The organism is Streptomyces sp. NPDC040718 (genome assembly GCF_055593565.1).
The window spans coordinates 1-11,734 of the sequence record NZ_JBVIXO010000032.1 but is presented as its reverse complement, the minus strand read 5'-3'; the positions used below and the strand labels follow the sequence as shown (position 1 = coordinate 11,734).

Here is an 11,734-nt window from a genome sequence, read left to right as displayed (position 1 = left end):
CCGCAGGCCAGAGCCCTGCAATCGTTGCACCAAGCCTGAATTCAACGCAACGAACACCACCCTGACGTTGCAACAGACGAAAACTGAACGCTACGCCGGAGCCATGTCCTTGAGGAACACGACCCCGTCGGCGTCCTCCAGGTGTGCCGGGTCGAGCGGGGCGTAGCCGAACCACGGCGATACCCGGGGCGCGGGCCGGGCACCGCCCAGCGCGGTCGCCAGCCGCCGGGTGTCCACGAGGCAGCGGTCCTCCGGAAGGGCGTACAGGAGCCCCTCGAAGGTGTCCGGTGCCGGCTCTTCCACTCCCCGGCGCCGGATCGTGCCGAGGGCCGTGGCCACGAAGGCGTACTCCGCGCCGAGGCGGGCCTCCACCAGCGCACCGGCGCTCCACCACTCCAGTGGCTTCCCGCCCATGCGCATGGAACTCTTCTGCCGCTGGAGGTGGGCGTTGTGGGTGTGGACGAACACCGGCCCCCGCTCGGCGAGGGCGAGCAGGTTGCGGGCCATCATCCGGTCCCGCACCCCCGCCAGCCGGGCCAGCCTGGCGGGCGAGCCGTCGGCCGTCCAGTGGTGGTAGCGCAGCAGGCCCGTGGCCGTCCGCGCGTACAGGCGCGCCCGGTCCCACTCCTCCCGCGGGCCCGCCGCGATCAGCTGGGGCTCCTGCTCGTCGAGCAGGGCCGCCAAGTCGTCGGCGATCAGCCTCAGCCGGCCCGCCTCGGCCGACTGCCCCACGGACCGGGCCGGGTCCATCATGGCGTCGGGTTCGGTCCACTGTGCGTCGGTGCCCAGCAGGAGTTCGAGGGTCTCGCGCGTGCAGGGGAGCAGGTCCGCGTCCACCCGGGCGGCCAGGTAGCCGTGGAGTCCGGTGAGGGCCTGCCGGGGGGCGGCGGCGCCGGTCATCTCCAACGGGCCGTCGAAGCCGGCGAAGCGGACCTGTTCGGAGGCCGGCCGGCCTTCGTTGTGGGCGCGCATCCAGCGCACCAGCTCGCGGTTGGCGGCGGAGGTGCCCCAGCCGTGGCTGATGCCGCGCTCCACGACCTCGTCGAGGACGCCCTCGCCGGAGGTGACGTAGCCGTCCACGGTCAGGCCCATCAGGCAGTCGCTCTCGATCGCGATGGTCCGGTAGCCCTCCTCCACGAGCTGCCGGAACAGCTCGTTGCGCAGTTCGAGCAGGGTGTCCTCGAAGTGCGTGGGCTCGCCGAGGGCGAGCAGCCGGGGCCTGCGCGAGAGCAGGCGGAGGACGGCGGGGGCGTCGACGGAGCGGACGTGGTCCTTCACGGAGGTTTCCATGGCTTCAACGCTATCCTTGAACCTTCGGTTGAAAGTTTGGCCGCTATTCTCGGCTCCAATGGGCCAGAACCTTAAAACCAGTGGACATCTCAGGCCGATCGACCTGGCACGCGCGCACGGCCTGTCCACCCAGGCGGTCCGGAACTACGAGGAGGCCGGTGTCCTCCCGGCCGCCGCCCGCACGGCCAGCGGCTACCGCTCCTACACCCCGCTGCACGCGAGCGCCCTGCGCGCGTTCCTGGCCCTGCTGCCGGGCCACGGCCACCGGACGGCGACGGCGGTCATGCGGGCCGTGAACGAGGACGCGGCCGACGAGGCGTTCCGCCTCATCGACGAGAGCCACACCCAGCTCCTGGACGACCGCCGGACCCTCCGGGCCGTGGAGGCCGCGCTCCGCGACCTGGAGCCCCTCCCGCCGTCCGAGCCCGGCGGCACCTTCATCGGCCCGCTGGCGGCGAAGCTCGGGATCCGGCCCGCGACCCTGCGCAAGTGGGAGGGGGCGGGGCTGGTGCACCCGCACCGCGACCCCCGGACCGGGTACCGCGTCTACGACGCGGCCGCCGTACGGGACGCCCGGATGACCCACCAACTCCGCCGGGGCGGCTACCTGCTGGAGCAGATCGCCCCGCTGATCACCCAGGTCCGCGCGGCCGGCGGCCCGGAGCCCCTGGAGGCCGCCCTGCACGACTGGCACGCCCGCCTGTCGGCCCGCGGCCGCGCCCTGCTGACGGGCGCCGCCGCCCTGGAGGCGCACCTCCGCGAACGCGGGGGCCGGGGCATCCCCTTCGAGTGACCGTCCGGCCCGCCCACCGCGGCGCGGACGTAGATCGTTCCGGCTCATAGGATGCCCTCATGCCCATTTCGCTGCGCGCCTCCGGCGCCCTGGTCACCGCCCTCACCACGCTGCTCGGCGCCTCCGTGTCGGGCTGCACCGCGGATGAGCTGCGGTCGGCACTCGGGGACTCGTTCGGTACGTGGGTACCCTCCGCTTCGGCCGCCTGGGCCCTGTCGGCCACCCGGACCTCGGCCGGCCGGCCGGTGGCCATCGCCCTCTACATCTCCTCTCCGACTGACTCCATGTCCCAGGCCGGCCAGGTCGCGGACCGGATCGCCGCAGCCGCTCGGAAGTGAACTCCGGCCCTCCGGCTACTTCACCGCCGCCGCGGTCCGCGGGGCGGGGCGGGGGCGGCGGCGGGAGACCGCCACGCCCGCGAGGCAGACCGCGCCGCCGAGGAGGGTCAGCCAGCCCGGGACCTCGTCCAGCAGCGCCCAGGCGATGACGATCACCACGGCGGGCACCGCGTACGTCGTGGCGCCCATCTTCCCGGCGGTGGTCTTGGAGAGGGCGTACGTCCAGGTGGTGAAGGCGAGGGCGGTCGGGAAGAGGCCCAGGTAGACCATGTTGAGGGTGGCGGACAGGGGTGCCTCGGGGAGCTGGTGCAGGAGTTGGCCGGCGAAGGGCAGGGTGCAGAGGGTGCCGACGAAGCAGCCGTACGTGGTCACCTGGAGCGGGTTCGCGTACTGCAGCGCGGGCTTCTGCGAGACCACCCCGGCACCGTAGGCGAGCGCGGCGACCAGGCAGAGCAGCACACCGGTGAGGGACGAGGTGCCGCCCTTCGAGGTGGACATCCCCACGACGACCGCCCCCGCGAAGGAGACACCCATCCCGACGAGCAGCATCGGCGGGAAGCCCTCCTTCAGCATCCACCCGCTGAGCAGGGCGATGACGATGGGCCCGGTGTTGACCACCATGGCGGCGGTGCCGGCGTCGACCCCCTGCTCGCCCCAGTTCAGCGCCACCATGTACAGCCCGAACCACAGCACCCCGGAGGCCAGGATCCCCGGCCACGCCTGACGCGGCGGCAGTGGTGTCCGCTTGACGAGCAGTACGGCGCCCAGCGCGAGCGAGGCCGTCAGGAGCCGGCCCAGGGCCAGCGCCCCGGGGCCGAAGTGTTCCGCGGAGGCGCGGATGGAGACGAACGCGGAGGCCCACATCACGACGGTGACGGCGGCGGCCGCGAGGGCACGTTGATCGAGACTGGTTCGGGAGGCACCGGTCGTTTGATCCATGCGGGCCAACGTACCGACGGGCAATGACGCTGCCTAGGTCGTCCCGGGCGATCCGGCCGGGCCGCAAGCAGGGCGTCAAGGGGCCGTCAGCAGGCGCTCAGCGGGCTCTCAGCAAGCGGTCAGAACCGCCCGCAGGCGCTCCGCGTAGGCCCGGGGGTGGCTGGTGTTGCCGTTGTGCCCGCCCGGGAAGACCCGTATCTCCGACCCCACCAGGTCCGCCAGCGCGTGGGCGCACGCGACGTCGAAGACGGTGGACGGGGTGGTGGTGCCGACGGCCGGGAGGATGCGGGTCGTGGTCGCCGCCACGGCGGCCGGGTCGAGCGGGTCCTGGAGGATCGCCGAGAAGTCGTGCTCGATGAAGTAGGCGAAATTGGCGCGGCGCATCTCGCTCATCGGCTGCGGGGTGAGGCCCGGCTCGTAGTCCTTGCCGCTGGTGTCTATGCCGAGTACCCGGGCGGCCGCGGGCAGGCCCTCCTCCCGGTGGATGTGCTGGAGTTCGACGAGCTCCGCCTCGTGCCGCTCGCGGTCGGCGGCGTCCGGCAGCAGGCGCGGGGCGACCGGCTCGTGGGCGACGAGGGCGGAGAGCCGGCCGGGGTGCCCGGCGGCCACGTGCAGTCCGATGACGGCTCCGAGGCTGCACCCGAGCATCAGGGCCGGCTCGTCGGTGACGGCGGCCAGCAGCCGGTGGACGTCGTCGGCGTGCTCGGCGAGGGAGGTGGTCCGGCCGGGCTGCTCCAGGCGGCTGCGGGACAGGCCCCGGCGGTCGTAGGTCAGGACCGTGAAGGTGTCGGTGAGGTGCGGGACCACGTCCACGGTGCGGTCCGCGTCGCCCTCACCGCTCTGCGAGATGAGCAACAGGGGCCCGATTTGATCGTCGCCGGGGACATCGCGGCGCACCCGGACACCACGGTCGGCGAGACGGCGCAGCGCACCGGGCTGCCGCAGAGCCAGGTCTCGGGCGCCGTGGCCCGGCTGCGCGAGGCCGGGTCGGTCGAGACGGCCCCCGACCCCGCCGACCGCCGCAGGACCCTGGTGCGGCAGTCGCCCACGGCCTCCGCGCGGGTGGCCGCGGTAAGGGCCGCCGGCAGCTCGAAGGTCGAGGAGGCGCTGAGCCGGGCGCTGGGCGAGGCCGGGGCCGAGCGGCTGCCCGAGGTGACTCAGGCCCTGGAGGTCCTCGCCCGGCACCTGGCGGTGCGCGGCGACGGCACGGCCTGAGGCGGAGTCAGCCCGCCGTGAACCCCGACAGGTCCTCCGTCACCGCCCGCACCACGGCCGCGTGCTGCTCGGCCAGGTAGAAGTGGCCGCCGGGGAAGCCGCGGAAGCCGAAGCCCGCCCCGGCCACCTCCCGCCAGCCCATCGCCTCGGCCACGCTCGCCCGGGGGTCGGACTCCCCGCAGAGCACGCTGACGGGGGTGCGCAACGGCGGTCCCGGCACGTGCCGCCAGGTCTCGACCGCCCGGTAGTCGCTGCGCAGCGCCGGCAGGATCAGCGCCCGGAACTCCGGGTCGGCCAGCAGCGCGGGGTCGGTCCCGGAGAGGGAGTGCACCCGGGCCAGCAGGGTGTCGTCGTCCTGCGCGTGGAGCTGCTCCTCCTCCCGCTCGATCAGCGGCGACCGCCGCCCGGAGACGATCAGGCCGCGCGGTGCCTCGCCGGCCGCCTCCAGCCGGCGCGCCAGCTCGTAGGCGAGCACCGCGCCCATGCTGTGCCCGAACAGGACGAGGGGCCGGCCGCGCCACGGCTCCAGTGCCCGCTCCACCCCGTCGGCCAGCCCGGCGATCGTGTCCGGGATCGGCTCCCCCAGCCGCTCCTGGCGGCCGGGGTACTGGACGGTGAGCACCTCGGCGTGCGCGGCCAGGTCGCGGGAGAGCGGGAAGTAGAAGGAGGCGCTGCCGCCGGCGTGCGGGAGGACGACGAGGACCGGCGCGGGGCTCCCCGGCCGCACCGCCGGCGGGTGGAAGCGGCGGATCCAGGGGCTCCCCCGGTCGGCGGCGCTCATCGGGCCTCCTCGAATCCGCCGGTCAGCAGGAGCTTCTTCTGGGGCTTCCCCATGGCGTTGCGGGGGATCGCGGGGACGAAGCGCACCTCGCGCGGCCGCTTGTGCACCGAGAGGTGCGCGGCGACGAAGTCGGTGAGTTCGGGACCGGTGACCCCTTCGGCGACGACGAAGGCGACGATCCGCTGCCCGAGGTCCGCGTCCGGAACGCCCACGACCGCCGCCTCGGCCACCTTGGGGTGGTCCAGCAGGGCGTTCTCGATCTCTCCGGCGCCGATGCGGTAGCCGCCGGACTTGATCATGTCGATGGAGGCCCGGCCGACGATGCGGTGGACCCCGTCCTCCGGGTCGACGGCGGCGATGTCGCCCGTACGGAACCACCCGTCCTCGGTGTACGCGGCCGCGGTCGCCTCGGGGCGGCCCAGGTAGCCGGAGAACAGCGTGGGCCCGGTGAGCTGGAGTTCGCCGATCTCGGCGCCCGGTTCGGCGGCGACGCGGGTGCGGACGCCGGGGAGCGGGGTGCCGACGGTGCCGGGGCGGACCTCGCCGCCCGCGCGGCCGCTGACGGTGATCAGGGTCTCGGTCATCCCGTAGCGCTCGACGGGGCGGTGGCCGGTGAGGCGCTCCAGGTCCCGGAAGACGGGCGCGGGCAGGGCGGCGCTGCCGGAGACGAGGAGGCGGGCCCCGGTCAGCGCGGCCGCGTGCTCCGGTTCGGCGGCGATGCGGGACCACACGGTCGGCACCCCGAAGTACAGGCTGCCCCGGGCGGCGGCGTACGCCTGCGGGGTCGGGCGGCCGGTGTGCACGAGGCGGCTCCCGGTGCGCAGGGCGCCGAGGACGCCGAGCACGAGGCCGTGTACGTGGAACAGCGGGAGCCCGTGCACCAGGGTGTCCTCGGCGCTCCACTGCCAGGCTTCGGCGAGGGCGTCGAGGTCGGCGGCGATGGCTCCGGCGGTCAGGACCACGCCCTTGGGCGGGCCGGTGGTGCCGGAGGTGTACAGCACCAGCGCGGGGTCCCCGGGTCCCGCGGCCGGGGCGGGTGCCGCGGCCCGGCGGGCGAAGTCGACGGGGACCTCGACGGCGCCGGAGTCGCGCAGGAGGTGCTCGCGTTCGGCGGGGCCGGCGTCGGGGGGCAGCGGTACGAAGGGCACTCCGGCCAGGAGTCCGCCGACGACCGCCGCCAGGGTCTCCAGGGATGCGGTGGCCGTCATGGCGAAGGCGGGTGCCCCGGCGACGTCGGCGGCCACGGCCCCCGCCGCGCCGAGCAGTTCCTCGTACGAGGCGGTACGGCCGGCGACGCTCACGGCGTCCGCGCGGTCGCCGTAGGTCCCGTCAAGCGCGGTCAGCACGCGGCAACTCCCTGTCGGTGGCGGATCCCCAGGCTACGTCCCCGCGCCGGGACTCCGCCGTGCGGCCCTGGTACCCGCCTGCGGTGTCACCGGGACGCGTCCCGGCGGCGGGTGCGCCAGGTCCGCTGCCGGGCGTACCTGGGGCGGTCGTCGGGTGGCGGGAAGGGGCGGCGGTAGAACCACATCAGCCACATGGGGGTGCTCCGGTCGTCTCGGTGATGAGCGGGGTGACGGCAAGGGGGGACAGTGCGCGGCCGAGCTCCGCGGCGGAGAGCCAGGTGCCGCGGGCGGCGACGTGGCCGTCGGGGCGGATCAGGAGCCAGCCACCCGGCGCTGTGCCGAGGGCCGCGCGCAGCCGTCCGTCCGGGTCCGGGACACCGTCCGGGTCCGGCGGACCGTCCGGGTCCGGCGGACCGTCCGGGTCCGGAAGGGGAGCCGGAGTTCCGCCGAGGGCACGGACCGAGAGCCACGCTCCGTACCGGGCGGCGGCCGCGGCGGCCACGGCCGCCGGCCCGCGGGGCGGGCGGCCGTCGTCGGCGGCGAAGACCAAGGACCAGCGGGGATCCCTGAGTTCGCCGCGCAGGGCGTCGCGGACGACGGCGCCCGCGGAGGTGACGTGCGCGCCCGGCCCGGGAGCCGGCGCCGGTAGCGGACCTGCCGCACCGACGTGGTAGCCGGAGATGAAGTCCAGGCAGTTCCAGCTGGTCAGGGAGCTGTTCGCGTAGCCGTCCGGATGGCTGTGGCGCAGCCCGGCCCGCCGGTCCGGGGCCATGCGCCGCAACGTCCGGCGCAGCCTCGGAACGCGGCGGTCGGGGACGGGTGGCGGCTGCGGGTGCTCTTCTCCGTAGGTGCGCAGCAGCCGGGGAGGCGCCTGGCCCTGGTCGACCATGGCGAGTTTCCAGGCGAGGTTGTACGCCTCCTGGATCCCCGTGTTCAGGTCCTGGCCGGCTCCCGCCGTGAAGCGGCGGGCGTCGTGGTCGATCGGCTCGGCGCTGCCGTCGCAGGTGATCAGCCAGTGCGGTGCGCGCTCGTCCGGCCCGGCGGGGCGTTGCGGCCGTGCACCCCGTTCGACGCGCACGCCGAGGGCTGCGACGGCTTCGCGCAGCAGCGCTTCGGCGCGGGCCCGCTCGATGACGACGGTGTACGGGTACCCGGTGGACCTGGCCGAACGGCCGGCCCGCCCCGCCTGCCTCCTGCTCCCGTGGACGAGGAATCCGCCGACGACGCCCATCTGGTCGAGCGTCTCCAGGCTGCGCGGGTGCAGGGCCACCGGGCGGCTCGTCGTGGCCGGCCCTCGGGGCGTGTCCAGGACGCGTACGGACCGGCCCCGACGGGCGAGTTCGTGGGCGGCGGTCAGGCCTGCGGCGCTCGCGCCCACGACGAGGAACCGGTGCCGCCCCTGTTCGGCCACGGACGCCTCCTCCCCGGTCCCTCCCGGCACCGTGCCGGGCCCCGAGCGTCCACAGCGCCGCTCGCGTCCCGGCCGGGATCCGCTCGACCGGCGGTGGAGCCGGGATCGCGGCCGGAACCGGGCCGGGGGACCGCGTATCCGTGCCCCGGGAAATCTGTTCAGGATCTGGCCCGTCCCGGATACGGCACCCCGTCAGCGGTGACCATCGGGTTGCGTCTCGATCCCGGTGACGCGTCGGACGAGCGAGGAGGCGACCGTGCACGAGTTGAGCAGGGAGCAGCGGGAAGCTGGGATTGAGCTGCGACGGTTGCTCTACGCGCAGCTTCCTTCCCGTGCTCTGGTCGTCGCGGCGCAGTTGGGCATTCCCGACCTCCTCGCCGAACAGCCCCTGGACGTGGCCGCCATCGCGGAGCGGACGGGCACGGATCCCGTCACGCTCGCCCGGCTCCTGCGCGGGCTGGCCGTGTTCGGCCTGTTCGAGGAGGGTGAGGCGCAGGTCTATTCCCTCACGTCGCTCGGTGAGGCACTGACCTCCGCGCACCCCGCCTCCGCGCTCCCCTCGGCCACCCTGGTCGCCGGACAGTTCGGGGCCGCCTGGGAGGACCTGCTCGCAACGGTGACGTCGGGACAGTCGCCCTTCGAGCGCAACGAGGGGGTCTCCCTGTTCACGCACATGGAACGGGAGGAAGAGCTCCGCGCCGCCTTCGACGATTCGCAGGGACGCGGGCTGGCCCTGGAGCTCGACGAGATCCTGCGCTCGATCGACTTCTCCGCCTATCGCACCATCGTGGACGTCGGCGGCAGCGACGGAACGTTCCTTCGGAAGATCCTCGTGGCGCATCCGGGCGTCAACGGGGTGGTCTTCGACCTGCCGAGCTCGACGTCCCTCCAGGCGGACCGCATCGGCCCGGATCCGCTGGACGGCCGCTATTCCGTGGCCACCGGGGACTTCTTCGACAGCGTCCCCGAGGGCGGCGACCTGTACCTGCTCTCGCACATCGTGCACGACTGGGACGACGAGAAGGCGGTACAGATCCTCCGCACCTGCCGTGCGGCCATGTCCGACAGCGCGACGCTCATGGTCGTCGACCTGATCGCGGCCGACCGGGGGCAGCGTGACGAACGGCTGCAGACCGCGGCCCTCATGGATCTCTACATGCTCTCGCTGTTCGGCGGCACCGGAGGCCAGGAGCGGACCGCGGCGCAGGTCGAGGTCCTGCTGGAAAAGGCCGGATTCCGGATTACCCGGGTGGACTCCCTTCCCAGTGGCATGAACGTCATCCGCGCGGTCCCCACCGCCTGAAATTCTGGAGGTAGCGCCATGGGGCGTCTCTTCACTTCCGAGTCGGTGACCGAGGGTCACCCCGACAAGATCGCCGACCGGATCAGCGACACGATCCTCGACGCGCTCCTCGCCCAGGACCCGGCCTCCCGCGTCGCCGTGGAGACCCTCATCACCACGGGCCAGGTCCACATCGCGGGCGAGGTGACCACGAAGGCGTACGCCGATGTGGCGTCGCTGGTCCGACAGGCCGTTCTGGACATCGGCTACGACTCGTCCGCCAAGGGTTTCGACGGCGCGTCCTGCGGTGTGTCGGTGTCCATCGGCGCGCAGTCCCCGGACATCGCGCAGGGCGTCGACACGGCCTACGAGCAGCGCGTCGAGGGCGAGGGCGACGAGCTGGACAAGCAGGGCGCGGGCGACCAGGGCCTGATGTTCGGCTACGCCTGCAACGAGACGCCCGAGCTGATGCCGCTGCCGATCCACCTCGCACACCGCCTCTCCCGCCGGCTCACCCAGGTACGCAAGGACGGGAAGATCCCGTACCTGCGTCCCGACGGAAAGACCCAGGTCACCATCGAGTACGACGGGGACAAGGCCGTCCGCCTCGACACCGTCGTCGTCTCCTCGCAGCACGCGGGCGACATCGACCTCGACGCGCTCCTCACCCCGGACATCCGCGAGCACGTGGTGGACCACGTGCTGGGGCAGCTGGCCGAGGACGGCATCAAGCTGGACACCGAGGGCTACCGGCTGCTGGTGAACCCGACCGGCCGCTTCGAGATCGGCGGCCCGATGGGCGACGCCGGCCTCACCGGCCGCAAGATCATCATCGACACGTACGGCGGCATGGCCCGCCACGGCGGCGGCGCCTTCTCCGGCAAGGACCCGTCGAAGGTCGACCGCAGCGCCGCGTACGCGATGCGCTGGGTCGCCAAGAACGTCGTCGCCGCCGGCCTGGCCACCCGCTGCGAGGTCCAGGTCGCCTACGCCATCGGCAAGGCCGAGCCCGTCGGCCTGTTCGTCGAGACCTTCGGCACCGGCACCCTGCCCGACGAGCGGATCCAGGAAGCCGTCTCCGCCGTCTTCGACCTCCGCCCCGCCGCGATCGTCCGCGACCTCGACCTCCTGCGGCCGATCTACGCCCAGACCGCCGCCTACGGCCACTTCGGCCGCGAACTCCCCGACTTCACCTGGGAGCACATCGACCGCGTACCCGCCCTCCGCAAGGCAGCGGGGGTCTGACATGCGAATCGCTGTCACCGGGTCCATCGCCACCGATCATCTGACGACCTTCCCCGGCCGGTTCACCGAGCAGCTCATTCCCGACCGGCTCGACAGCATCTCCCTTTCGTTCCTGGTGGACGATCTGGAGGTGCGCCGGGGAGGCGTCGCCGCGAACATCGCGTTCGGCCTGGGATGCTTCGGGTTCTCGCCGCTGCTCGTGGGTGCCGCCGGGGTGGACTTCGCCGACTACGACGCCTGGCTGAGCGAGCACGGTGTCGACACCGGGTCCGTGAAGGTGAGCGCGACGCGGCACACCGCACGGTTCATGTGCACGACGGACGCGGACCAGAACCAGATCGCCTCCTTCTACACGGGCGCCATGGCCGAGGCCCGCGAGATCGCCCTGCCCGACGTGGTGCGGCGGGCGGGACGGCTGGACTGGGTGGTGGTGGCTCCGGACGACCCGGAGGCGATGCTGCGGCACTCCGCGGAAGCCCACGAGCTGGGCATCCCGCTCGCAGCGGACCCTTCGCAGCAGCTCGCGCGGCTGAGCGGCGACGAGACCCGGCGCCTGGTGGACGGGGCACGCCTGCTGTTCACCAACGAGTACGAGGCCGCCCTGTTGCAGGAGCGCACCGGCTGGACCGAACAGGAGGTCCTGGAGCGGGTCGGAACCTGGATCATCACCCGTGGCGGAGACGGAGTGACCATCCTCTCGGCGGACGCCCCGGCGGTCAGTGTTCCGGCCGTCCCCGCCAAGGACATCGCCGATCCGACGGGCGTCGGCGACGGATTCCGCGCCGGATACCTTGCCGGCATCGGCTGGGGCCTGTCCCAGGAGCGCGCGGCCCAGCTGGGCTGCGCGCTGGCGACGACCGTCCTGGAGTCGGTGGGTACGCAGGAGTACCGGCCGGAGCCCGGGCAGTTGGCCGCCCGGATCGCCGACGCGTACGGCACGGAGTCGGCGACCGAGATCGCGGCACATCTGCAGGCGAAGCCGTGAGCACGCGCAGCGACGCCCTCCGGGAGGCGCTGGCGACCCGTGTGGTCGTCGCCGACGGAGCCATGGGAACCATGCTCCAGGCGCAGGACCCTTCGTTGGAGGACTTCCA

General features: G+C 73.5%; 12 protein-coding genes. 6 read left to right on the top strand and 6 right to left on the bottom strand.

Going from position 1 to position 11,734, the window contains the following annotated elements:
• Positions 1 to 90: 90 nt before the first annotated feature.
• Entirely contained in the window at positions 91 to 1,290 is a 1,200-nt protein-coding gene (locus ACZ597_RS35320; RefSeq protein ID WP_471339482.1) for an erythromycin esterase family protein, read from the bottom strand.
• Positions 1,291 to 1,348: 58 nt separating this feature from the next.
• Here ACZ597_RS35320 and ACZ597_RS35315 point away from each other — a divergent pair, with 58 nt between their 5' ends.
• A complete protein-coding gene (locus ACZ597_RS35315) occupies positions 1,349 to 2,083 on the top strand; it encodes a TioE family transcriptional regulator (protein ID WP_471339479.1) in 735 nt (244 codons plus the stop codon).
• A 59-nt stretch (positions 2,084 to 2,142) separates the two neighbouring features.
• Complete coding sequence (locus ACZ597_RS35310) at positions 2,143 to 2,421, top strand: hypothetical protein (RefSeq protein ID WP_471339476.1); 279 nt, start codon at positions 2,143 to 2,145, stop codon at positions 2,419 to 2,421.
• Between the two features lie 15 nt (positions 2,422 to 2,436).
• Here the strand turns inward: ACZ597_RS35310 and ACZ597_RS35305 are convergent, their stop codons facing one another.
• Together ACZ597_RS35305 and ACZ597_RS35300 are read right to left on the bottom strand one after the other, a co-directional pair.
• Positions 2,437 to 3,360 (bottom strand): DMT family transporter, encoded by a 924-nt coding sequence (locus ACZ597_RS35305; RefSeq protein WP_471339474.1) that lies wholly within the window; start codon positions 3,358 to 3,360, stop codon positions 2,437 to 2,439.
• Between the two features lie 108 nt (positions 3,361 to 3,468).
• The gene (locus tag ACZ597_RS35300) at positions 3,469 to 4,215 is read right to left on the bottom strand and encodes an alpha/beta fold hydrolase (RefSeq protein ID WP_471339472.1); all 747 of its coding nucleotides are present in this window, start codon (positions 4,213 to 4,215) and stop codon (positions 3,469 to 3,471) included.
• 12 nt (positions 4,216 to 4,227) lie between these two features.
• Between ACZ597_RS35300 and ACZ597_RS35295 the strand changes: the two genes are divergently transcribed.
• Entirely contained in the window at positions 4,228 to 4,575 is a 348-nt protein-coding gene (locus ACZ597_RS35295; protein ID WP_471339469.1) for a MarR family transcriptional regulator, read from the top strand.
• A 7-nt stretch (positions 4,576 to 4,582) separates the two neighbouring features.
• Here the strand turns inward: ACZ597_RS35295 and ACZ597_RS35290 are convergent, their stop codons facing one another.
• From ACZ597_RS35290 to ACZ597_RS35280, 3 genes are all read right to left on the bottom strand, one after another.
• Complete coding sequence (locus ACZ597_RS35290; RefSeq protein WP_471339466.1) at positions 4,583 to 5,356, bottom strand: thioesterase II family protein; 774 nt, start codon at positions 5,354 to 5,356, stop codon at positions 4,583 to 4,585.
• Positions 5,353 to 6,702, bottom strand: coding sequence for an AMP-binding protein (locus tag ACZ597_RS35285; RefSeq protein WP_471339464.1), 1,350 nt, complete (start codon positions 6,700 to 6,702; stop codon positions 5,353 to 5,355). Before ACZ597_RS35285 ends, ACZ597_RS35290 begins: the two co-directional genes overlap by 4 nt.
• Positions 6,703 to 6,886: 184 nt before the next feature.
• Positions 6,887 to 8,113, bottom strand: a complete 1,227-nt coding sequence (locus tag ACZ597_RS35280) for an FAD-dependent monooxygenase (RefSeq protein WP_471339461.1) — start codon at positions 8,111 to 8,113, stop codon at positions 6,887 to 6,889.
• Between the two features lie 307 nt (positions 8,114 to 8,420).
• Here ACZ597_RS35280 and ACZ597_RS35275 point away from each other — a divergent pair, with 307 nt between their 5' ends.
• The 3 genes from ACZ597_RS35275 to ACZ597_RS35265 are packed head-to-tail and all read left to right on the top strand — an operon-like array spanning position 8,421 to position 11,625.
• Positions 8,421 to 9,416 carry a methyltransferase gene (locus tag ACZ597_RS35275; RefSeq protein WP_471339456.1) on the top strand — a complete coding sequence of 332 codons (996 nt, stop codon included), beginning with the start codon at positions 8,421 to 8,423 and terminating at the stop codon, positions 9,414 to 9,416.
• An 18-nt stretch (positions 9,417 to 9,434) separates the two neighbouring features.
• Entirely contained in the window at positions 9,435 to 10,640 is a 1,206-nt protein-coding gene (gene metK / locus ACZ597_RS35270; protein ID WP_471339454.1) for a methionine adenosyltransferase, read from the top strand.
• Position 10,641: 1 nt separating this feature from the next.
• Positions 10,642 to 11,625 carry a carbohydrate kinase family protein gene (locus tag ACZ597_RS35265; protein ID WP_471339451.1) on the top strand — a complete coding sequence of 328 codons (984 nt, stop codon included), beginning with the start codon at positions 10,642 to 10,644 and terminating at the stop codon, positions 11,623 to 11,625.
• Positions 11,626 to 11,734: the final 109 nt, after the last annotated feature.